General features: G+C 45.0%; 22 protein-coding genes. 4 read left to right on the top strand and 18 right to left on the bottom strand.

Annotation, left to right across the window (positions count from 1 at the left end; translation table 11 throughout):
- Positions 1-7 precede the first annotated feature (7 nt).
- The 3 genes from oppC to MAR181_RS17705 all read right to left on the bottom strand — a co-directional run bounded on the left by oppC (position 8) and on the right by MAR181_RS17705 (position 3,617).
- Positions 8-934, bottom strand: a complete 927-nt coding sequence (gene oppC / locus MAR181_RS17715) for an oligopeptide ABC transporter permease OppC (RefSeq protein ID WP_013797969.1) — start codon at positions 932-934, stop codon at positions 8-10.
- A gap of 12 nt (positions 935-946) precedes the next feature.
- Positions 947-1,867, bottom strand: a complete 921-nt coding sequence (gene oppB, locus MAR181_RS17710) for an oligopeptide ABC transporter permease OppB (protein WP_013797968.1) — start codon at positions 1,865-1,867, stop codon at positions 947-949.
- A 133-nt stretch (positions 1,868-2,000) separates the two neighbouring features.
- The gene (locus MAR181_RS17705; RefSeq protein ID WP_013797967.1) at positions 2,001-3,617 is read right to left on the bottom strand and encodes an ABC transporter substrate-binding protein; all 1,617 of its coding nucleotides are present in this window, start codon (positions 3,615-3,617) and stop codon (positions 2,001-2,003) included.
- A 224-nt stretch (positions 3,618-3,841) separates the two neighbouring features.
- On the opposite strand from MAR181_RS17705, the gene cysZ reads away from it, so the two are divergent.
- Both cysZ and MAR181_RS17695 read left to right on the top strand, forming a co-directional pair.
- Positions 3,842-4,621, top strand: a complete 780-nt coding sequence (gene cysZ, locus MAR181_RS17700) for a sulfate transporter CysZ (protein WP_013797966.1) — start codon at positions 3,842-3,844, stop codon at positions 4,619-4,621.
- Positions 4,621-5,472, top strand: coding sequence for a response regulator (locus tag MAR181_RS17695; protein WP_013797965.1), 852 nt, complete (start codon positions 4,621-4,623; stop codon positions 5,470-5,472). The genes cysZ and MAR181_RS17695 overlap by 1 nt, the downstream gene beginning before the upstream one ends.
- A gap of 80 nt (positions 5,473-5,552) precedes the next feature.
- On the opposite strand, the gene phoR is transcribed toward MAR181_RS17695, so the two are convergent.
- From phoR to MAR181_RS17650, 9 genes are all read right to left on the bottom strand, one after another.
- Positions 5,553-6,878 (bottom strand): phosphate regulon sensor histidine kinase PhoR, encoded by a 1,326-nt coding sequence (gene phoR / locus MAR181_RS17690; protein WP_013797964.1) that lies wholly within the window; start codon positions 6,876-6,878, stop codon positions 5,553-5,555.
- On the bottom strand, positions 6,875-7,570 hold the full coding sequence (gene phoB, locus MAR181_RS17685; protein WP_013797963.1) for a phosphate regulon transcriptional regulator PhoB: 696 nt from the start codon (positions 7,568-7,570) through the stop codon (positions 6,875-6,877). Before phoB ends, phoR begins: the two co-directional genes overlap by 4 nt.
- An 85-nt stretch (positions 7,571-7,655) precedes the next feature.
- Positions 7,656-8,510 carry a 4-hydroxybenzoate octaprenyltransferase gene (ubiA, locus tag MAR181_RS17680; RefSeq protein ID WP_013797962.1) on the bottom strand — a complete coding sequence of 285 codons (855 nt, stop codon included), beginning with the start codon at positions 8,508-8,510 and terminating at the stop codon, positions 7,656-7,658.
- Entirely contained in the window at positions 8,507-9,067 is a 561-nt protein-coding gene (locus MAR181_RS17675; RefSeq protein WP_013797961.1) for a chorismate--pyruvate lyase family protein, read from the bottom strand. The genes ubiA and MAR181_RS17675 overlap by 4 nt, the downstream gene beginning before the upstream one ends.
- Before the next feature lie 6 nt (positions 9,068-9,073).
- Entirely contained in the window at positions 9,074-10,342 is a 1,269-nt protein-coding gene (locus MAR181_RS17670) for an HDOD domain-containing protein (RefSeq protein WP_013797960.1), read from the bottom strand.
- 93 nt (positions 10,343-10,435) lie between these two features.
- Complete coding sequence (locus MAR181_RS17665; RefSeq protein WP_013797959.1) at positions 10,436-11,215, bottom strand: amino acid ABC transporter ATP-binding protein; 780 nt, start codon at positions 11,213-11,215, stop codon at positions 10,436-10,438.
- Positions 11,216-11,237: 22 nt separating this feature from the next.
- Positions 11,238-12,338 carry an amino acid ABC transporter permease gene (locus MAR181_RS17660; RefSeq protein WP_013797958.1) on the bottom strand — a complete coding sequence of 367 codons (1,101 nt, stop codon included), beginning with the start codon at positions 12,336-12,338 and terminating at the stop codon, positions 11,238-11,240.
- A 10-nt stretch (positions 12,339-12,348) separates the two neighbouring features.
- Complete coding sequence (locus MAR181_RS17655; RefSeq protein WP_013797957.1) at positions 12,349-13,524, bottom strand: amino acid ABC transporter permease; 1,176 nt, start codon at positions 13,522-13,524, stop codon at positions 12,349-12,351.
- A gap of 108 nt (positions 13,525-13,632) precedes the next feature.
- Positions 13,633-14,655, bottom strand: a complete 1,023-nt coding sequence (locus MAR181_RS17650) for an amino acid ABC transporter substrate-binding protein (RefSeq protein ID WP_013797956.1) — start codon at positions 14,653-14,655, stop codon at positions 13,633-13,635.
- Between the two features lie 541 nt (positions 14,656-15,196).
- Between MAR181_RS17650 and lrp the strand changes: the two genes are divergently transcribed.
- Positions 15,197-15,673: a leucine-responsive transcriptional regulator Lrp gene (gene lrp / locus MAR181_RS17645; protein ID WP_013797955.1), complete on the top strand. Its 477-nt coding sequence runs from the start codon at positions 15,197-15,199 to the stop codon at positions 15,671-15,673.
- 3 nt (positions 15,674-15,676) lie between these two features.
- On the opposite strand, the gene recG is transcribed toward lrp, so the two are convergent.
- Positions 15,677-17,758 (bottom strand): ATP-dependent DNA helicase RecG, encoded by a 2,082-nt coding sequence (recG, locus tag MAR181_RS17640; RefSeq protein ID WP_013797954.1) that lies wholly within the window; start codon positions 17,756-17,758, stop codon positions 15,677-15,679.
- Between the two features lie 13 nt (positions 17,759-17,771).
- Positions 17,772-18,677 carry a hydrogen peroxide-inducible genes activator gene (locus MAR181_RS17635; RefSeq protein ID WP_013797953.1) on the bottom strand — a complete coding sequence of 302 codons (906 nt, stop codon included), beginning with the start codon at positions 18,675-18,677 and terminating at the stop codon, positions 17,772-17,774.
- A 189-nt stretch (positions 18,678-18,866) separates the two neighbouring features.
- Here MAR181_RS17635 and MAR181_RS17630 point away from each other — a divergent pair, with 189 nt between their 5' ends.
- A complete protein-coding gene (locus tag MAR181_RS17630) occupies positions 18,867-19,715 on the top strand; it encodes an NAD-dependent epimerase/dehydratase family protein (protein ID WP_013797952.1) in 849 nt (282 codons plus the stop codon).
- A gap of 59 nt (positions 19,716-19,774) precedes the next feature.
- Here the strand turns inward: MAR181_RS17630 and MAR181_RS17625 are convergent, their stop codons facing one another.
- The 4 genes from MAR181_RS17625 to gmk form a co-directional block, all read right to left on the bottom strand.
- Positions 19,775-20,161, bottom strand: coding sequence for a RidA family protein (locus MAR181_RS17625; protein WP_013797951.1), 387 nt, complete (start codon positions 20,159-20,161; stop codon positions 19,775-19,777).
- Between the two features lie 38 nt (positions 20,162-20,199).
- Positions 20,200-22,317: a RelA/SpoT family protein gene (locus MAR181_RS17620; RefSeq protein ID WP_013797950.1), complete on the bottom strand. Its 2,118-nt coding sequence runs from the start codon at positions 22,315-22,317 to the stop codon at positions 20,200-20,202.
- Between the two features lie 66 nt (positions 22,318-22,383).
- Positions 22,384-22,608, bottom strand: coding sequence for a DNA-directed RNA polymerase subunit omega (rpoZ, locus tag MAR181_RS17615; RefSeq protein WP_013797949.1), 225 nt, complete (start codon positions 22,606-22,608; stop codon positions 22,384-22,386).
- Positions 22,609-22,666: 58 nt separating this feature from the next.
- The gene (gene gmk / locus MAR181_RS17610) at positions 22,667-23,290 is read right to left on the bottom strand and encodes a guanylate kinase (RefSeq protein ID WP_013797948.1); all 624 of its coding nucleotides are present in this window, start codon (positions 23,288-23,290) and stop codon (positions 22,667-22,669) included.
- Positions 23,291-23,383: the final 93 nt, after the last annotated feature.

Below are 23,383 nucleotides of genomic sequence, written 5' to 3'. Positions count from 1 at the left end.
TGCCTCCTTAGCGGTCTTTAGGATCAAGCGCGTCTCGTAAGCCGTCGCCGAGGAAGTTAAAGCAAAACAATGTCACGACAAGAAAGGCTAATGGCCAAGCCAACTGCCAAACTGCAATTTCCATGTTCTGAGCGCCTTCTGAGATTAGGGCACCCCAACTGGTCATGGGTTCCTGTACACCCAAACCAAGGAAGCTGATAAAGGATTCAAGCAAAATCATATTCGGCACCAACAGGGTGGCGTAAACCACGACTATGCCCAATACATTTGGCACTATGTGTCGCAAAATGATTTTAGGTGTTGAGACTCCGCAGGCATAAGCCGCTTCAATGTATTCTTTGTTTTTCAGACTCAGGGTTTGTCCGCGTACAATCCTTGCCATGTCGAGCCATGAAATTGCGCCAATGGCAATGAAGATGAGGAAAATGTGTCGACCAAACAGGGTCATCAAGATGATGACGAAAAACATAAAGGGAAAGGAGTTAAGGATTTCTAAAAAACGCATCATGACGCTATCAACACGACCGCCTATGTAGCCTGATGCTGCACCATAAAGTGTGCCAATGACAATGGCTACCGCACTGCCCATGATGCCGACGAGTAAGGAAATTTGCCCACCTTGTAAGGTTCGAACAAAAATGTCACGGCCTAAGGTATCTGTGCCAAAGTAATGGCCGTTTTCAATGTTCGGACGGCCAAGCACTGAGATGTCGGATAAGGCTTCCCAGTCAATATCATCGTAATTCCATTGACTGAATAACGGGCCAAGTAATGCCACGGCGGTAATGAGGGTCAATAAGATTAAGCTAGTGACTGCCGCATGGTTAGAAAAAAAGCGTCGACGTGCGTCTTGCCATAAGCTTCGACCTTCAATTTCCGTGACTTGTTCGGCGAACTGTTCAACGGCCTGGATTTTATCTTGTGTAGTTATCATATTCGGTTGGCCTTAATAACGAATTTTAGGGTCAATAACAGCGTATAAAATATCAACAACCGCATTGAACAATATGGTCAATGTGCCCACTAAAATGGTGACGCCCATGACCATGGAGTAATCGCGATTTAGTGCGCCATTAATGAAATGTTGGCCGATACCGCCGGTGCCAAAGTACACATCCACAATCACCGAGCCGGTGACAATACCGACGAAAGCAGGGCCCAGGTAGGAGATAACTGGCAGCATGGTAGGGCGTAGAGCATGTTGGAAAATGATGCGATGCTTTGGCAAGCCCTTAGCGTGTGCTGTGCGAATGAAATTCGAATGCATGGTTTCAATCATACTGCCGCGAGTAATACGGGCGATTTGTGCGATATAGCTGGTGGACATGGCGATCACTGGCATGATCAGGTAAGGCCATGCCCCACCATTCCAGCCACCAGCCGGTAACCAATGGTTATAAATAGAGAAAAATAGGATACACAGTGGAGCCAAAACAAAATTTGGCAACACAATACCAAGGTTGGCAAACGCCATGACTGAGTAATCTACCCATGAATTTTGTCTTAAGGCGGCGATAATGCCGCAACCTACCCCAAGTATCAGAGCAACCAGAAACGACCAGATGCCTATTTCTGCGGAGACGGGAAAGCTTTGTGCAATTAACTCGTTAATGGTGAAATCTTTATAACGAAAAGAGGGTCCCAAATCCCCTTGCAATAAACCGCCTAGGTAATAGAAATACTGATTAATGACGGGTTCATCTAAATGGTATTTAGCGTTGATGTTTGCTAACACTTCGGGAGGAAGAGTGCGTTCACTGGAAAAGGGGCTGCCGGGAGCGGCGTGCATCAGGAAGAAGGATATCGTGATCAATACCAATAAGGTTGGAATCGCTTCTAACATGCGCTTTGAGATAAATGTAAACATAGTTATTACCGGATTATTAGACTCGCCAACAGACGGCTAATATTTGGAACCTGTAGAGAGTTCAAAAGATGCCCAACGACAGTGTGTCGTTGGGCATGGGTTTCAACAGACAACGCGGAATTAAACGAGTGTCTTAATGTTTGATGATGTACATATCACGCGCGTATACGTTATCTTCTGGGTTAGGTGCATAGCCACCCACATAAGGTTTTACAAGACGTTTGTTCACGTACTGGTAAATGGGTGCTACCGCCATGTCTTGCTCGATCGCAATCTCTTCCGCCTTGTTGTAGTTTGGCGCAGGGTCTTGCATGGTACGAGCATCGTGTAGCAGTTTGTCGTAGTTTGCATTGCTGTACTTACCGTCGTTATTACCATGAGTGGTTGTTAGAAGGTCGAGCATGGTTGATGCTTCATTGTAATCACCAATCCAACCAGCACGGGCCACATCAAACTGCTGATGCTTTTTGGTTTCTAGGTAGGTTTTCCACTCTTGGTTTTCTAAAGTGACTTTCACCCCTAAGGTTTTCTTCCACATTGAGGCAATCGCAATGGCGATTTTCTTATGGTTTTCGTTGGTGTTGTACAGTAGTTTGAAGGACAGAGGGTTGCTCTTATCGAAGCCTGCTTCTTCTAGCAAGGCTTGCGCTTTTTGATTACGCTGTTTCTGAGTCCAAGTCGCGTAATCCGGTGTAGCAGGGTTAAAGTCATTGACCACTTCTGGGGTGAATGAATACGCAGGGATTTCACCAACGCCTGTGACGTATTTGGTAATCACATCACGGTCGATAGCATAAGATAGGGCTTTACGGACGCGTACGTCGTTGTAAGGCGCTTTGGTGGTATTAAACTGATAGTAGTAGGTACCCAAATAAGGTGTGATGACCACTTGATCAGGAATCTCACGCTTCAATTGCTTGAAGTGATCGTTTGGCAGCTCGTAGCTTAGGTCCATCTGACCAGCTTGAAAACGCTTGAGCTCAGCATTTGGTGATTCAATAGGCAAATAAGTAACCTTATCGATAACGGTTTTTTCATCGTTCCAATAGTTGGTGTTACGAGAGAAAACCATCTTTTCATTGACAACCCACTCGTTCATTTTGTACGCACCGTTGGACACAAGGTGTTCTGGTTTGATCCAATCATCACCCCATTTTTCAACTACTTTTTTCGGCACAGGGAACATAGTTTGGTGAGACGTCATTTTCACAAAGTATGGCACAGGGCGTTCTAGCGTCACTTGGAAAGTATAATCATCAATGGCTTTGACGCCCAAACTGGATGGATCCGCTTCACCGGCAATGATTTTAGAGGCATTCACAATGGAGGGGATTTCCATGAACCAAGCGTATGGTGAAGCCAGTTTTGGGTCGACTGCGCGAGTGAAAGCGTAAACGAAATCTTCTGCGGTAACAGGGTCGCCATTAGACCATTTTGCGTCTTTACGAAGGTGGAAAGTGTATTGTGTGTTGTCCGCGTTTACATCGTAACTTGTCGCGACACCAGGTATTTGATTGCCATCACCGTCTTGGTTATACAGACCTTCAAACAGGTCTCTTGAACGAATCGAGCCTGGTGTGCCTTCAATTTTCTGTGGGTCAAGTGTGGCAGGCTCTGAACCACCACCACGAACCAATTCTTGTTTGTCTGCTAAGACAACACCTGCAGGTACGTCTGCGGCCTGTACTTGGAATGCGCTAATAGAGGCGGTTAATACGGCACTGGCGATGAGCGTTTTTGAGATAGTCATATCGTTCCCTTTGTTGGTGAGCTGTTTGATGTGCTCTGTTATTGTGAGGCGCTTGAATTGCACGATTCAGATTCGCCCTGAAGCTTCCATAGTTCATGAATTAACAAAAGGGCACAATCGAAATTCCGTATTGCCTTATACGTCTAGTAAATGTGGAGACGTGAAGGGCCTCGTGATATTCTCAAACGGATTTGTTAGGAAAGATTGATAGGGTTTAATTTATTGTGATTACACAACCATTTAAAGCAGCGGGTGCTTTTTTGAAGGCCTTGCCATTGATTGCTTCAAAAGAATTAAGGCTGTTTATTTTGGCGCCGTTATTAGCCAATTTTTTGTTGATTGGGCTTATTTACATGGTGGCATTTAGTTATTTTCAAGACATACTCAATTGGGTAATGGGGTATTTGCCGGATTGGATGTCTTTTATTAGCTGGCTGATAGACTTAATTTTTGGGGCGATTATCGCGGTATTGCTGTTCTATAGTTTTTCGATAGGAGTCAATATATTAGCGGCCCCATTTATGGCTTTTTTAGCGGAAAAAGTAGAAGAAAAGACCACAGGAAAAGTGTTTGATGAAAGCTTAAGCGCCAGTGTGATTTTGGCGGTGATTGGTCGTAGTTTGCAACGGGAAATGCAAAAGGTGCTGTATTTTGTACCGCGTTTCTTACTTCTTCTGGTGCTGTCTTTCATCCCATTAGTTAATGTTATTGCACCATTTTTGCTGTTATTGTTTTCCGCTTGGATGCTGGCTCTGCAATATATGGACTATGCTTTTGATAATAACAAGGTGTCGTTTTACGAGATGCGAATGGCCCTTAGGACTCAGCCACTATTGTGTTGGACGTTTGGTGGCATAGTGATGGTGTCTTTGACCATTCCACTGTTTAATTTGTTTGTGATGCCAATAGCTGTAGTGGCAGCGACTTTATTATGGGTATCCATCTTTAGGGTAGAGAATGGAGATTTCTCTGCGTTGTTAAACTCTCATAATGGAATGAAATAATGTCGCTTAAAATATTAGTCGTGGACGATGCCTCGTTCACACGAGATTTAATTCGCAGAACATTACGTAAGCAGTTTCCAGCCGTTGAGATTGAAGACGCTGTAAATGGCCGTAAGGCTCAGCAATTAATGAACAAAGTTCAGTTTGATATGGTGCTATGCGATTGGGAAATGCCTGAAATGACAGGCGTTGAGTTGTTAAAATGGTGCCGCGAGCAGCCCAAGTATCAAAAAGACGATGTCCCCTTTGTAATGATTACCAGTCGGGGCGACAAAGACCATGTGGTAGAAGCCGTACAAGCTGGCGTCACGGATTATTTGGGTAAACCTTTTTCGGGTGAACAGCTGGTTAATAAGGTGTTAGGTGCGGCCAAGAAACACAAGTTGGCGGGCAAACTGACGGCGCAAAAACCCAGAGCAGCGAGTGGTTCGCCACAGGGAATTGCGGCGGCCTCCATCGATGTTTTGATGGGGGGAGGAAGCGGCGCGGCTAAAGCGGCGCAAACACCTAAGATAGTGAATCCTAGTGAACCGGAAGTCAGTGTTAAGGACGTTAAAATTCCAACCTTAGTGCGTTTTGAAAACAAGCAGTTTCGTTGCATGGTGATTCAATTCAGTAAGCAAGAAGCCTCTATGCTGATTAAGAGTGATGACGTAGTACCACAGGTGTTAGGGCAAGCGGTGTTGGATTTAGAACATAAAAACACCATAAATCGCCTGAATTATTATGTGCAATCTGTGGCGACGACAGAAAAGAAACATGATTCGACGTTTTTAACGGTAGGCTTGCGTTTAATTGATCAAGACGCGGAAAAAGAAGCCTTCATCAAGAGCTTGTTTGACTCTCTATAGCTGACGTTTTGTGATTCCGTGTCCTGTTATAAAAGGCATCACTTTAAAGAAGGCGCTCAACATAGTTGTTGCGCCTTTTTTTATTCGGTGAGGGTGCTGGTGGATTGACTGACGGCGTCTTTGCGCACTCGACTGGCAGGAAAGTGACACGAGAAGGTACTGCCAGTGCCAGGCAGGCTGCGAATCTGTAGCTTGGCTTCGTGATGCAAGAGAACGTGTTTAACGATGGCAAGTCCTAAGCCAGTGCCCCCCGTTTTTGAACCTCGTCCTTTATCAACACGGAAAAAACGCTCAGTGAGTCGAGGGACGTGTCTTGGATCAATGCCCAACCCCTGATCTTTTACTGAAAAAATGCCATTCAGTTCACTGGATTCCCACTTAATATTGATTTCACCGCCGTCAGGTGAATACTTGACGGCATTCACAATTAAGTTGGAAAAAGCACTGTATAACTCTTTATAAGAGCCATAAATTCTGGCGTCTTCTGATATATAAGTGGCCAACTTGTGTTGGTCGGTCATGATGGCTGTGGTGGTTTTCAGAATCGACTCTACGATGTCCGATACACGATGCCATTGATTTTCTTCGCGCTTGTCATCGCTCTCAAGGCGGGATAACAGCAACAAATCTTCGATGAGCTGTTCCATCCGGACAGATTGCTCAGCCATGTTTACTATGCCTTTTTGCATGCTTTTGGGCAGGTTGTCTTTAAACATGTCTAAGGTTTCAACATAGCCTTTAATCACCGTTAGAGGCGTTTTAAGCTCATGGGAGGCATTGGCAACAAAGTCTTTACGCATCTGTTCTAATAGGTGTAGACGAGTCACATCACGAACGAAGATGAGGTGATCGTTTTTATCATATAAGGTGGTTTGAACTTCTAAATAGACACCGTCTTTTGCTGGAGACTTAATGACCAGAGGTTCACCAAAACGCTTTTGCGTAAAATAGCGGAAGAATTCTGGACTACGAACGATGTTAGTAATGACCTGCCCACGGTCAACAGGTCGCATTAAACCCAAGAAATGAGCCGCTGAGTTGTTCCACCATTCGAGGTTACCTTGGTTATCCGCCATAATCACGCCTTCTTTGAGCGCACTGGTGGAGCTTTCAATCCGAGTTAAAGCTTGTCGCATACGACGTTTGGATTTTCTCTGCTTCTTTTGCAGGCGGTATACAGCATCAAAGACTTCTCCCCAGATACCACTCGATTCTGGTGGAGCGGCACGTCCTGAATGACGTAGCCAGTTATGGAATTGATAAAGTTGGTATAACTGCCAGTACAAGGTCCCTAAGGTATACAGCAGCAGAACACCCAAAAAATGACCAAGAATATAGCCAATCACGGCACAGGCAGCAAAACCTGCTAACCAAGAAAGGATGGTGTTCCGCCAAATGGTTTTCATACTGACCTTTTTGCTGAGAAACGGTAGCCTGTGCCTCGCACGGTTTGAATCAAGAAGTCATGAGTGTCGCCAATGGCCTTGCGCAGACGACGAATGTGTACATCAACGGTACGTTCTTCGACATACACATTGCCTCCCCATACTTGATCCAACAGCTGTGCTCTTGAATAGGCTCGTTCTTGGTGAGTCATTAAAAACTTGAGTAAACGATATTCTGTTGGTCCCATGTCTAGCGGACGGGCACCAATGGTGACTCGTTGGCTAATTGGGTCCAGAGTGAGGCCTTCCACTTCGATTGGTTCATCTATGCCTTGTGGTGTGGCTCGGCGTAATACCGCTTTGAGACGAGCAACGAGTTCGCGCGGCGAAAAAGGTTTGGTGATGTAGTCATCCGCCCCGACTTCTAAGCCTTGAATTTTGTTGTCTTCTTCGCTTTTGGCCGTCAGCATGATAACCGGAATTTCGGCTGTCGTGCTGTCTTTCTTGATGCGGCGAGTTAACTCGATACCACTACCACCAGGCATCATCCAATCAACCAAGATCAAATCTGGTCGATGGTCCACGATAATTTCGTGAGCTTGCTGAATATTTTCGGCTTCCATGTACTCATAGCCAGCCATCTCTAAGGCAATCGCAATCATCTCGCGAATGGAAGATTCATCATCAATAATTAAAACTTTTTTACCGGTCACAGGATCTACCCTCATCTCAGGAACGGTTTTTATTAAAGCGAGCAATTATGACAATTTAGTTAAACTGTCATAAGTTTGCCACATATTAAGCAAAATAGCTGATAACTAAACCGATAAAGACACAGCAGCCAATGCGGTTATTTTCGAGAAAAGAGCGAAAACAAGCTTGCCTGTCTCTGTCCTTCGCTTGTTGGTATTGCTTATAAAACAACCAGATACAAATAGACAAAGCCAGAAAATAGGGCCAGCCTAGTGTGGCGAAGAAGCCGATCCATGTCAAAAGGGATAAGGTTAAAGCTTGTAAACACACAATGACCATGAGGTCGGACTGACCGAAAAGGATAGCGGTAGATTTGATGCCGACTTTTAAGTCGTCAGGTCGGTCTGTCATTGCATAGTAAGTGTCATAAGCGATGGTCCAGAAGCAATTTGCGAGAAACAGCATCCATAGAATCGGGTCGCTTAAACTGCCCCCTTGAGCACTGTAAGCCATAGGAATGGCCCAAGAAAAGGCAAGACCGAGAAAAAGTTGAGGCAGATGGGTATAGCGTTTCATAAATGGGTACAGAGCCGCTAACCCCAAACCGACGAATGACAGTAATATGGTTTGCAGGTCCGTTAATAACACCAAAAAGAAGCTGAGCATGGATAAGCCAGCAAACAGAGCTAGGGCTTCTTTCTCTGATACTCGACCAGAGGGAAGCGGGCGGTTCTTTGTTCGATCAACATGGCCATCCACTTTTCGATCCGCATAATCATTGATTACGCAGCCTGCTGATCGCATGCTAAATACCCCTAAGACGAAAATCACCAACAGAGACCAGTCCGGCTGACCATCCGCCGCGAGCCAAAGAGCCCATAAGGTAGGCCACATTAAGAGTAATGATCCGATCGGGCGATTAAAGCGGGTGAGTTCGGCGTAATCTTTTAGCTTGTTCATAGCAATCCAAAGGGCGATTTGAAATGAGAGATTGTGTCAAAGATCGCTTCATTTACCAAGATCCCAGCACCGTATTGATGAAATACGGAGCGTCTTGCCCAAACACAATGAGGTTGATCTGGGAACATAGCCGCAGGTAATTCCGTGATTTCAATCGGGCTGCGGGTGAGGGTGCGATGCTGGAAAAGGTAACCGCCTAATGGTTTGTTCTTTAAATGAGGTACTTGACGCCAGTGTCCGAGTAATGAGCGGGCGGGAATAATGGATCGAGCGTAGATGACGGTTTGTCCATCCAACTTTAATAGGACTGTTCGGACGCGTACTGCTTCTCTTGGCTTTAATTTGAGCTTGCACCTTTCTCGGAGGCTGGCCGTGCCCCACTTATCCTCAATCACCTCAACACTGAGTTGGCCAATGCACTGTAATTTACTGGTTAATGACTTATCTGTGGTCAGCCAATGCCATAAATATTTAGGTACTTTGGTTTTACTAACACAATGAGCGGGTTGCCAACGGTAGTCAAATTGCTTGGTAACAAGCGCGTTAAGACGAGTCATAACGTGTTAGGCATTCATTGTATTGATAAGGGAGACCATTTTATGCAACTCATGAGAAGACTGGTACATCTGTTCTCGGCAAGCCTCAGCCTGTTCTATGTCTAAGCCCACTTCGACCAATACCGAGAGATCTATATCCAAGCCATTACGAAGTTGGTGAGAAACATAGAGAAGTTTGGCTAAAGTAGCATGCTCACCATAATAGTGTGGCTTTTTACTGTAGCGAATGGCTGTCCAAATGTTGTCTGGTAAGCTCCAATAACGTAATAGCCAAGAACCTAGCTGCTCTTTGGTGAAATGTAGGATTTGCATTTCGATCAGTTCGCTGGGTAAGTGAGCATTGGCTTCATAATATCGAGATAAGATTGAGAAATGTGGTGGTAAAATGCTACTGATGGCCAAATAACCGAAGTTTTGCAAAAGTCCGGAAAGATAAGCATGGCCAAGTTTAGGACGTTTTTCATTGGGCATGGCTTTTACTAAGGTTTCCATTAATACGGCATTGGAAACCGAATCCAGCCAAAAATTTTCATAATGTCTTGGGCCATTGTCGGGTGCGTGGAAGGCATTACCCATAGATAAGCCCAATGCTAGGTTCATCACCATATCAAACCCCAACACTCGAATGATGGCGTCTTCGACTGACTCAATCGTTCCAGGAGCGCCATAATAAGGAGAGGAAGCCCAACTGATAACCTGCGCCGCTAAACTTGGGTCCAGTGCAATCACCTCGCACAATTCATCCGTGCCAGCGGTTTGATCCGCAGACAAACGAATAATACGATGTGAAGAGGCGGGTAACGGCGGAATTTCTAATGTTTCTTCAAGACGTTGTTTGAGGCGAATCGATTGAAAACGGCCAAGAGCTTCTAGTATTTGTTCTTCATCATTTTCATGGTTATCGGTTGGTCGTTTGATCTTGTCGATGTCTAGAGAAATGTCTTCGAAGCGATTTAACGGACCGCTAAACATGGTTTTCAATTCATCTGAGCTGATGTCATGATACGGGCCGTCCGACTTTAATCGGATCAGTACTTTAGGTTCGGCTAATAGGCTGGATTCTATGATGCTCGACACACTATTGGGTTTGATCAGTGGGTCACCCTCACTATTGAAGTTAGTGATGGGTTCGAAGCGTCGCTTGGTAATTCGAGAAACCGCGGCAATGTCTAACATATGTTGTTCAGGAAAAATTACCTGCAAACGGCCTGTATGGTCTGCTAGGTGTACCACTCGCAGTCGCTTATAGGGCTGTTGTTCGGCTGATATTTCCATATTTTTCTCTGTTAGAACAAGAATTAATAAACTAAAAAAGCCCCTATTACAGGGGCTTTTCAAATATAACAGATTTTAAAGACAAATATCGAATCAGTGATTCAAAATCTGGCTTAAGAACATCTGAGTACGATCATGCTGTGGATTGTCAAAGAACTCGTTTGGTTTGTTGGCTTCAACAATTTCACCCGCGTCCATGAATACCACTCGGTCAGCAACGGTTTTCGCGAAGCCCATTTCGTGAGTAACACAAACCATGGTCATGCCTTCTTCTGCTAACTGAACCATAACGTCCAATACTTCTTTGATCATTTCTGGATCAAGTGCTGAAGTGGGTTCATCAAACAACATGATACGTGGTTGCATGCACAAGCCACGTGCAATCGCTACACGTTGTTGCTGACCACCAGAAAGCTGGCCTGGATACTTTAAGGCTTGGTTAGCGATTTTCACACGTTCCAAGTAATGCATGGCCATTTCTTCGGCTTGTTTCTTCGGCATTTTACGAACCCAGATTGGTGCCAAGGTTAGGTTCTCTAGAATGCTCAAATGCGGGAACAAATTGAAGTGTTGGAACACCATACCAACGTCCTTACGGATCGCTTCGATGTTCTTCAAGTTGTCGTTCATTTCGACGCCATCGACTAGAATCGTACCTTTCTGGTGTTCTTCCAAGCGGTTTATGCAACGTGTCATGGTGGACTTGCCTGAACCAGAAGGCCCACAAACAACGATACGCTCGCCTTTCTTTATGCTGAAGTTGATGTTTTTTAGTACGTGAAAGTCACCGTACCATTTATTAACATCATTAAACTCGATAATTGCTTCTTCGCCCTGCGCTAGTTGGGCACGGGCCATATTGGTATTTGTCATTATAAAGACCTCAAATTCTTAACTAATTTCGCTTGTGCCCAGTTTCTAATTTACGCTCGATTCTCATACTGTAGCGAGACATGCCAAAACATGCAGCCCAATAAATAAAACCGGCAAAGGCATATCCTTCAATGGTCATTCCGAGCCAGTTAGCATCATGAGTTGCGGCTTGGATACGACCGAGTAGATCAAACATTCCCACAATGTAAACCAGTGTGGTGTCTTTAAATAAACCAATGAATGTGTTGACGATTCCTGGAATGACTAATTTTAATGCTTGCGGCAAGATGACCAAGATCATCGACTGCCAGTAAGTTAATCCCATCGCATCAGCGGCTTCATATTGACCTTTCGGGATAGCTTGTAAGCCACCACGAATAACTTCGGCCATATAGGCTGCTGAGAACAAGGTAATACCGATCAGAACTCGTAATAACTTGTTGAAGTTCATACCTTCAGGCAAGAACAGAGGAATCATTACGGATGCCATAAACAGGATGGTAATCAGCGGCACCGCTCGAATCGTTTCAATGAAGACGATACAAACCGACTTTGCTATTGGCATTTTGGATTGACGACCAAGCGCCAACAAAACCCCAAGAGGAAAGGAAGCCACAATGCCGACGACGCCTAACAGAGTGGTTAAGAACAAGCCACCCCACAAAGACGTTTCAACGACTTCTAGACCAAATACGCCACCTGAAAACAGGAAGTAAGCAATAACAGGATAAACCACCAAAATCACTAGGGATAAGTATAGTTTATTCACTGTTTTAACAGCGTATGTACCTAATAGAATCACCAATAGAATCAAGGTTAAGTTAATGCGCCATGTTTCTTCTGATGGGTACAGTCCATACATAAACTGTTCAAAATAGACCCCAACGAATGCCCAGCAAGCACCGTCACCAGTACAGTCGGCTTTTGATGCACCCGAAAAGGTTGCTCCGACAATGCCCCATTCGATAACGGGTGGGATCAGCAAATATAAAATATAAAAGCTAAACAGGGTTAAAAATACGTTCAGTGGGGACGACAATAAATTGTGACGAACCCACGCCACCGCACCAACAGAATTCACTGGTGGTGGAAGGCTTGGTGATGGTTTGAATTCAATAGCCATGTTCTTCCTCCTAGCGCTCTATTAGTGACATTTTTTTGTTATACCAGTTCATAAACATTGAGATAGATAAGCTCAATGTACCGTAAACCAACATACATAGACCGATGTTCTCAATGGCTTGACCTGTTTGGTTCAGCGTCGTACCCATAACAACAGCTACCAATTCAGGGTAAGCGATAGCCGCACCCAATGATGAGTTTTTCGCTAAGTTTAGAAATTGGCTAGTAAGAGGTGGAATAATCACTCGCAATGCTTGAGGCAAGACAATTAAGCGCTGCGTTAGGCTGTCTTTTAGGCCTAAAGAACGCGCCGCTTCGGTTTGTCCCCAGTTTACGGACAATATGCCTGCACGAACGATCTCAGCAATGAAGGCGCCTGTATAAGTAGACAGTGCCACTAATACCGCCACAAACTCGGGTGGAAGAACCATGCCCCCTGTGACGTTAAAACGACTCTTTTGTGGCAGGTCAAACTCAATAGGGAATCCAGAAACCACTAATGCTAGGAAGGTAATTCCTATGATGGTGCCGAAAGACGCCCAATAAGCTGGAAACCAGAGTCCTGTTCTGGTTTGACGCTTTTTAGCCCAAACAACCAAAGCAATGGATGCAATGATGGATAGGATAAAACCTGCGATCACAATGCCAAACCCGTCTTGGGTGATTGGGTTGGGAGAATAGATACCACGTTTGTTTAAGAAGAAATCACCAAAAATGATGCTGTTCTTAGGTATAGGCAAGGTTGCTAGAACCGCAAAATACCAGAAAAACATTTGTAGCAATAAAGGGATATTACGTAATGTTTCAACGTAAACTGTTGCTAATCGTGCGACCAACCAGTTATTAGAAAGACGGGCTAAGCCCATCACAACACCAATAATAGTCGCCAACGCGATCCCCATTAAAGAGATTACAACGGTATTAATCAGAGCAACAACAAATGCTCTTCCGTAGGTGTTGGCCTCGGTATACTCAATTAGGTGAATAAGAACGGGAAATCCAGCTGGTTGATTTAAAAATGCAAAACCAGTCGAAATACCTTGATTTGCCAGGTTGGCTTGTAAGTTAGTAAATAAGTAATAACCTACGAAAACCACCACGGCTAGAAGCACAACTTGAAAAATGAGGGCTCGATTGCCTGCATCATTCAAAAAATTTTTAATACTTGAACTATTTTTATCGCTCATCTTGTTTCAGGCAGTTGAAATGCTCGTCAGATGTGTAAGGAAGGGGGGAGAAATCCAGCGACTCCTATGAGTCGCTGGATAAATACCCGAAGCAAGTCGCTTTAGGTATTAACGTACTGGTGGCGCGTACATAACACCACCTTCAGTCCATAGATTGTTAATACCACGTGGAAGACCGACAGGTGTATTTGGCCCTACGTTACGCTCAAACACTTCACCGTAGTTACCTACTTCAGCGATGATGTTGTAAGCCCAATCAGCCCCAAGTCCTAGAGACTCACCCATGTTACCTTCAGCGCCTAGTAGACGACGGATACCTGGATCGTTTGACTCAGACTTGATTTTAGCAACGTTTTTAGAGCTGATGCCCATTTCTTCAGCGTTTACCTGAACGAACATAGCCCAAGTTACGATGTCTTTCCATTGGTTGTCGCCGTGACGAACAACAGGACCTAGAGGCTCTTTAGAGATCGTTTCTGCAAGGATAACGTGAGCGCTTGGATCCGCAAGTTTAGAACGGTGAGCCGCAAGACCTGATTTATCTGTTGTGAAAACGTCACAACGACCAGAAGCGTATGCTGCTAGTGCTTCGTCCGCTTTCTGTACGATAACAGGAACATAGTTCATTTTATGCTTACGGAAGAAATCCGCCATGTTCAATTCAGTGGTTGTACCTTGTTCAGTACAAACGGTTGCACCGTCAAGATCCAGAGCAGATTCAACGCCTAGATCTTTACGAGCCATGAAACCTTGACCGTCATAGAAGTTTACCGCAGTAAAATCTAGACCTAGAGACGTATCACGAGTGTAAGTCCAAGTCGTGTTACGAGACAGCATGTCAATCTCGCCAGACTGAAGGGCAGTGAAACGTTCTTTTGCAGAAAGAGGAGTGAATTTAACGGCTTGTGCATCACCAAAGATGGCAGCAGCAGTAGCGCGACAAGCATCAACGTCGATACCTGTCCAGTTACCGTTTACATCTGCATTAGAGAAACCAGGAACACCTTGGCTCACACCACATTGGATGAAGCCTTTTGCTTTTACGTCATCTAAGGTAGCAGCGGCTGCACCAGTGCTGATTGTTGCAGCAATAGCAGCAGTAGACAGTAATTTACCTACATTGGATTTCATTATATTGAGCCTCCCAGGCGATTTTATATGTATGTTGTAATTTTGCAGAATTTCGATAGATTCAATTTGAAATCTATGGTTTTAGAAGCAAAGTTGATGCCAACATTCAATTATTCTTGTTGTCTTACATATGCAGACGATTCCTCTAAAGGATCATCACATGCCCCTATAGAATTACTCTTTTGGGTCATAGTCAAGAATAAAATATTAAAAACATGGCTTAATGTACTTATTTATTGCACTTTGTTTGACGATAAATGGTCTAGTTGAAGAAGATGGTCTAATTTAGTTAGATAATATTTAGTTTAAATAAAACAAGACGTTAAGCTTTAGGATGTTTTTCATTTTGCTCTTTTTTAGGGCGTATTGATAATTCTTTAGTCCATATTTGTGCGTGCATATGTTCGACGCTTTGTTTTGGTGCTTTTTTTGTGAAAACAAAGTCCATACAAAATATAATGGATAAAGCGCTTTCCCAAAATTACCCTCTACATGGTAAACTTAGCGATTCTTAGATGTTTAGTAAGGAGATCCATATCAAATGGATAACTCAACAAAACCACTTGATCGATTGGACAAAAAAATTCTACGTGAGTTACAAATAAACGGTCGTTTATCCAATGTGGAGTTGGCGAGTCGTGTTGGTTTGAGTGCGACTCCTTGCTTGGAACGTGTTCGTCGATTGGAGCGAAATGGCTATATTACTGGCTATTGCGCTCTGGTCAATCCGAAAAAAGTGGATGCGGGTTTATTGGTGTTTGTTGAGATCAGACTGAAAACCACTTCCCCTGAAGGCTTTAATGAATTCAAAACCGCTGTTTCTGAAATCCCAGAAATTTTAGAGTGTCACTTGATTGCAGGGGATTTTGAATATTTATTGAAAGCACGTGTATCGAATATGGACTCTTATCGATTGTTACTGGGTGAAACCTTGCTGACCTTACCTCATGTGCGTGAGTCTCGAACTTATGTGGCGATGGAAGAAGTGAAGAGCACCACGGTCGTCAATATCCCTTAAACGTCAGACATTTAAATATTGGTCATGATTCGGCAGCCATCTGCTTAATAAAGGTGGTATGTGATCAGGGAAGTTCTGATGCAATAATCCTGCGGCACGTTGCACATCGTCTAACAAGGCTTTATCTCTCTGCAAATCGGCTACTTTGAACTCCCATAAACCTGTTTGTCGGGTGCCTAAAAGCTCTCCTGGCCCTCTTAGCTCTAAATCCTTTTCCGCGATTTTGAAACCATCACTGGTTTCTCTCATAGTCGATAAGCGTGCTTTACCCTGTTGTCCAAGAGGGGCTTTGTAGAGCAGGACGCAATGACTGGCAGCTTGTCCTCGTCCAACACGGCCTCGCAATTGATGCAGCTGAGCCAAACCGAGGCGTTCTGGATTTTCAATAACCATCAAGCTGGCATTTGGTACGTCCACACCCACTTCAATAACGGTGGTGGCGACGAGCAGTTGAATTTCGCCTGCTTTAAATTGCGCCATAATATCGGCTTTTTCTTGTGCTTTTAAGCGACCATGAACTAGACCAATGCGCAAACCAAACAACTGCTCTTGCAATAGCAAAGCAGTATCTTCGGCGGCTTGGCATTGTAGGGCTTCGGACTCTTCAATTAAAGTACATACCCAGTAAGCCTGTTTGCCCTCCTGACAGGCGCTTTTTACTCGTTCAATCACTTCTTGGCGACGTTGATCCGACACGACTATGGTGTTGACGGGCGTGCGACCAGGCGGGAGTTCATCGATAATAGAACAATCCAAATCGGCATAAGCTGACATGGCCAGTGTCCGAGGAATGGGCGTCGCTGTCATGATGAGCTGGTGAGGCTGAACGCCTTGTTTCATGCCTTTTTCTCGCAAGGCCATGCGTTGATGTACCCCGAATCTATGCTGTTCATCTATGATGGCCAGCGCTAAACGGTCAAACTCAACGGTTTCTTGAAATAACGCGTGGGTACCGACCACAATCTGTGCTTGCCCTGAGGCAATGAGCTTGAGCTCTTGTTCTCGGGTTTTGCCCTTGAGTTTGCCGGTCATCCAAGCGACCTGTAAGCCGAGTGGCTGAAACCACTGAGTGAAGTTCGCATAATGTTGCTCAGCAAGAATTTCAGTTGGCGCCATCACGGCCACTTGGTAACCGGCTTGCACTACAGCCGCCGCCGCTAGGGCTGCTACGAGTGTTTTACCTGACCCCACGTCGCCTTGTACAAGACGTAGCATGGGGTGCCCCGTCGATAAATCCTTAAGGATTTCACTGAATACGCGCTGCTGGGCTTGAGTGGGCGTGAAAGGTAATTGTGCTAACAGTTGTTCGCTAAGCGCCCCAGCCTCGGAGACTTTGACACTCTTGTCTTGTTTGGCTTTTACCCGCTTACCAATTAAAGATAACTGATGTGCCATTAACTCTTCGAACGACAATCGATATTGTGCAGGATGATGTCCTTGCTTGAGCGATTCCAGATCTGCATCTCGTGACGGATGATGCAGAAATTGAATGGCCTCATTCAGAGAAGGTAAACTAAATTGGTTACGCAGCTCGTCAGGTAACCATTCTTGCAAGTTGTAAGGTGTAAGCCGCTCTAATGCTTGTTCACATAGTTGCCGAATTTTGGTTTGGGTCAAACCTTCCGTCAGTGGGTAAATAGGCGTTAGTTGAGACGATTCTAGAGGCGCGGCATTCTCTTCAATCAGTTTATATTCAGGGTGGTACATTTCAAAACCGGCACTCCCACGACGAATTTCGCCAAAACAGCGTACTCGATTACCGGATTCCAGCTGCTTTTTTTGCGCGGCTGAAAAGTGAAAGAAGCGGAGACAGACACTGCCAGAGTGATCTTTGAGGCGACATAATAAACTGCGCCTCTTGCCCATTTTGACTTCGCAGCTTATGACTTGGCCTTCAATGACCGCTTCGTCACCAAACCCAAGTTGCCCAATGGGCACAATCCGGGTCCTATCTTGATAGCGAATGGGAAGATGGAAGAGCAAATCCTGTACGGTATGAAGATGCATTTTAGCGAGTTTCTCCGCCATTGCCTCTCCCACGCCTTTTAATTCTCGGACATCCTGTGTGTCTAATCCATCTATCATCTTACTATACTGCTTATAAATCGAGTTGTTTGCAGGCGTCGCGAATGGACTGACTGACCGACTCAATGGCTTTAGGGCGAGGAAAGCTGGCGCGCCACGCTAAGGCAACTGTTCGCTTTGGAACCGGGTCAGCAAAGGGTCGTACTGCCAGCATAGTGTGGTCAATGTTGGTCACGGCCGATTTTGGCAATACCGTCACCCCAAGCCCAGAGGACACCATATAACGAATAGTTTCTAATGAACTGCCATTTACCACAGTACGGCCATTATTGACGTCATTGTCCGTTAAAAGGGGGCAGGCTTCTAATACTTGTTCGCTAAAACAGTGCCCTTTACCCAGCAAGAGAAGGTTGTCGCTAGAGAGCTGATCGGTATTAATGCTGTCTAATTGTGTCCAAGAATGGTTTTTCGGCATGAGGACTACGAACTCTTCCTCATAAATAGGTTGAGTCACGACGTCTGGCTCCTGGAAAGGCAAGGCGACGATAATGGCATCCAGTTCGCCATTGCGAAGTTTAGGGCGCAGGTTTTCGGTCAGATCTTCTTCTATGATAAGCGGCATACCAGACGTGATATGTCTCAAGGATGGGATCATCACTGGAAACAAATAGGGTGCGATGGTGTAAATTGCACCGACTTTAAGTGGCCCGGTCAGCTGGTTCTTGCCTGCATTGGCTAACTCTTTGATCATGTTCGCTTGATCCAACACTCGCTTGGCTTGAGTGATGATTTGTTCGCCTACTGGGGTGATGTATACGGAGCTTTTACTGCGTTCAAAGATGGCTGTACCGAGCTCTTCTTCCAGTTTCTTAACGGCGACGCTCAGAGTTGGTTGTGAAACATAACAACGATCAGCCGCACGACCGAAGTGCTTTTCTTCAGCCAACATTACAATGTATTTTAATTCCGTTAATGTCATGGTGCACCTTGCCTGATAGGCCATTATTACTAATAACTATGATAATACATGATTTAATAAAGTATACTCGTTCATTTTTGTTACGGACATTTTGTGGTGTTCAGTTCCTTACTATCATCACCTTTGCAAACTAAGGCAAGCTGTTAATAGATCAATAAACTAGACCAATACATTGTTAGGAGAGACTCAATGGCAAAAGTACTGATTGCAGGTTGCGGTGATCTTGGAACGGGTCTGGCCAAGGATTTAGTGTCACAGGGTCATCAAGTAACGGGCATCCGTCGAAGTGGTACTGAGTTTCCTGAAGGCGTTGAAGGCATTACGGGAGACTTGCGAGAATTGTCTGATGATGTTTTGCCAGACGTGGCGCTGATATTCTTAATCATGACGCCAAATGAGCGAAGTGAAGCGGGCTATCGGCAAGCGTATTATGAAACCGCACAAGTGTTAGTGCGTCGCTATCAACATTCGATAAGTCCAGTAAAGCTTGTGTTTGTTTCCAGCACCAGTGTTTACGGTCAAAACCAGGGTGAATGGATTGATGAACAAAGTCCCGCTCAGCCAAATTCAGTCACTGCCAAGGTATTAATAGAAACGGAAACCTTGTTACAGCAGACATTCACCTGCGTATCAGCAAGATGCTCTGGTATTTATGGGCCTAGTCGTTTTGCGTTAATGAAGAAGGTGATGAAGGAGCAAGCATGGGGGGCTAACAGTTGGACGAATCGCGTGCATCGTGATGATGTGGTCGCGGCCTTATTGCTGCTGGCAGAGCTGATACTCACAGACCAAGATATGCCTGCTCATGTGATTGTGACGGATCAAACGCCCGTGTCTATGTGGGAAGTAAAGCTTTGGCTTGCGACTAGCCTTAAAGTAGCGATCAAAGCTAACCTACAAGAAGGCTTAGCGCCACAGTCAGGTAAACGCATTCTGGCGGACTATTTACGTAATCAAGGCTGGCAACTTGCTTACCCAAGTTATGTTGCTGGTTATCGCAAACTACTGATCGATTTTCAACAGAGTCTTGAGGGATAGAGAGCAATGTATTGGCATAAAAAAGAGGCAAAATGCCTCTTTTTTATGCTCAGAAGAGCTTAGTCTTCCAGCACCATGATGCCTTCAATTTCCACTTGCACGCCTTTTGGTAGAGCGCGAACCCCCATGGCTGCGCGAGCCGGGTAAGGTTCTTTAACAAATTGCGTCATAACGTCGTTGACGGTTGCAAAGTTGTTCAAGTCGGTCATGAAGATGTTGAACTTCACAACCTTTTCCAAAGAGCCGCCAGCCGCTTCGCATACCGCACTTAGGTTTTTGAAAACCTGAGTGGTTTGCTCAACGATGTCTTCACTGATGACTTCCATGGTTTCTGGAACCAAAGGAATCTGACCTGATAGGTAAACTGTGTTGCCAGCACGAACGGCTTGCGAGTATGGGCCAATAGCGGCCGGGGCGTTTTCAGTGTGAATAACGTGTTTTGACATAGTAGTATCCTTTATAACTAAAGAAAGGTTAGGCGTATTTAACGCCCAACGATGGTCTCTCGTGACACTTTTTCAACACAGCGAACGGCTTTGATTCGACGCATCACATCCGCTAAACCAACACGACTTGAAATGGTGATGTTAAGGCGTAATCGGCTGACTCGACCTCGTTCAATGATGTCTAAATTTGACACTTGGAAGTCGGTATCGCTGATGGAACTGGCGATCTTAGCAACGGCGCCGCGTTCATTGATGTAGGTAACAATCAAGCTGATGTGCAGCTCTTCTTCGATCTCTTTACCCCAAGACATATGAATAAAGCGTTCAGGGCTGGATAAATGATCTTGTACATTGGGGCAATTAAGATGGTGAATGACAATGCCTTTATCTACTTGAACATAACCCACAATAGGATCACCCGGTATGGGCGCACAACATTTTGCATAGGAAATTAGCATGCCTTCAGAGCCATTGACCTTGAAGGATTTCGGCGTAATTAGAGACTCTTCATCAATGTTCGGGAAGAGCTCACGAGCCACTAGGTAACCTACGTGTCGACCTTTACCGATGGATTCTAGTAAATCATCCAGGCTGTCGAGCTGATGATTTTGAAGCACGAGTCCAATTTGCTCTTGGGTCAGTTCTTCAATATTGCTCTGGAAGGCGTTCAAAGAGCGAGTCAATAAACGATGGCCAATCGAGATGGCATTTTCTCTTTGTTTGTCTTTCAAGTAATGGCGGATATTGGTTCGTGCTTTACCTGTAATCGCAAAGCTCAGCCAGGCCACATTCGGCTGGGCGTTTTTCGCTGTGATGATTTCCACCGTCTGACCACTTTCCAGCTGAGTACTAAGTGGTGCCAAACGGCGGTTAATGCGACATGAAATACAAGAATTACCAATTTCTGTGTGTACGCCATAAGCAAAGTCAACCGGAGTAGCGCCAGAAGGCAACTCAATGATTTGACCGTTTGGCGTGAAGACATACACTTCGTCTGGGAAAAGATCGCTCTTAACATTATCAACGAACTCGACTGGGTTGCGCGTTTTTTGTTGGATTTCCAGCAGACTTTTTACCCACTTTGTCGCTCTATCATGATTGCTTGGCGCTGAAGAAGTGCCATTGACCTTATAAGCCCAATGGGCGGCAATACCATTGTTGGCAACCAAATCCATTTCTTCGGTACGGATTTGGATTTCCATTGGAATGCCATTGGTGCCTAGTACTGTGGTATGCAAGGATTGATAGCCATTGGATTTAGGGACGGCAATGTAGTCTTTAAAGCGACCTTCGATTGGCTTAAATAACGCGTGAATGACGCCTAAAATGCGATAACAGCTGTCATGACGATCAGTGACGATGCGTACGCCCATGACGTCCATAATCTCGTCGAGGGAACGACGTTTTTTATCCATTTTCTGATAAATGCTGTAAATGTGTTTCTCACGCACGCTGATTTTGGCTTCAATGTAGTCTGCTGCCAATTCAGACCGAATGGTGTCTTCCAGTTTTTGCGTGTCTTTAATGCGCTGTTGGCCGTACTTTTTGTGGATAGCACGTTGCAGCATTTGCGCCCGCATTGGGTAATACGCCTGAAACGCTAAGGATTCAAGATCGACTCTGACATTATACATGCCCAGTCGGTTTGCGATGGGCGCATAAATGTCTAAGGTTTCTTTCGCAATGCGACGTTTCTTATGGGCTGGCATGGCATCAAGAGTGCGCATGTTGTGCAAGCGGTCGGCCAGTTTGACCAAAATGACACGAATGTCATCTGCCATGGCCATGGCCATTTTTTGAAAGTTGTGAGCTTGTTTTTCGAGCTGGTTGTTGAACTCAAGGTGAGTCAATTTGCTCACGCCATCCACCAAGCTAGCAACTTCTTCGCCAAATTGCGCAGCCAGTGCTTCTCGGCTAATGCCTGTGTCTTCAATCACATCGTGCAAAAGTGCCGCTGATAAACCATCACAATCCATCCGCAGTTCGGACAAAATTTTGGCTACGGCAAGCGGATGTGTGACATAAGGCTCGCCACTTTTTCGCTTTTGCCCATCGTGGGCTTGCTCAGCGTAATAATACGCTCGCTTAACTTTGGCAACTTGCTCGTAGGGTAAGTATTGGCTTAACCCTTGTGCTAATCCTTCAATGGTATTCATCGCTCACCTCACAAAGGCAAATAAGAGGTGCGACTGTTGAGTTATGAGCGATACCATTCATAGAGCTTAAAACTCGTGAACTGGACGTTGTTGCAAGTCTACATTTTTGGCGTTGATTAGATCTTCAGCGATTTCACGCAAAGCAACAACCGTAAACTTATCGCCTTCTAAAGCGACTTGAGCGTCTTCGCCACCTGTTGCTAGTTGGCGGGCACGTTTCGATGCCACCATGACTAGTTCAAAGCGGTTATCAACATTTTCTAAGCAATCTTCTACGGTAACTCGAGCCATTTTGACCTCTGTGTTTAGTTTATCTGTTTATCCAAGGGTAATTTTACTTAACGGCTTCTCATAAAGACAAGAGATCATTGATGAGATTGCCATATTTTTCTTGTATTTTCGGGGTTTTAGCACGCATGGCGGCAAAAATGGCCGCCATTTCAGTTAAGGCGCTGTCAAAATCATCATTGACGATGACAAAGTCATATTCATGATAGTGAGACATTTCATCAACGGCTTTTGCCATACGGCGTTGAATAACGTCTTCTGAGTCCGTTGCACGACCTTTTAAACGTTCTTCAAGTGCTGCGAGAGATGGCGGCAAAATAAAGATACCAATGGCATTTGGGTACAAGTGGCGAACTTGTCGAGCGCCTTGCCAATCGATTTCTAGAATGACGTCTAGACCCTGTTCCAGCCTATCGAAAATCGACGCTTTCGATGTACCGTAATAATTATCGAAGACTTGTGCGTGCTCAAAAAAAGCGTCTTCAGCGATCATGTCTAAAAAGGCCTCAACATCGGTGAAGTAGTACTCTCGCCCATGCTCTTCACCTTCTCGTGCTGCACGAGTCGTATGGGAAATCGAGATTCGAACCTTATCGTCTTGTTTTAACAAGGCTTTATATAAGGATGATTTACCTGCTCCTGACGGAGCCGATAAGATAAATAAGTTGCCTTTGTGTTCGCCCATGAGATCTTTTTAAATCCGCCAACAATAATCAAATGTGAGCCGTTTAGTATACCACAGTTTTGCTGTAGGAAGGGTAGGGGATTACTTCTCAAA

The organism is Marinomonas posidonica IVIA-Po-181, from assembly GCF_000214215.1.
Classification (GTDB): Bacteria; Pseudomonadota; Gammaproteobacteria; order Pseudomonadales; family Marinomonadaceae; genus Marinomonas; species Marinomonas posidonica.
This window is presented reverse-complemented; position numbering and strand designations above follow the sequence as displayed.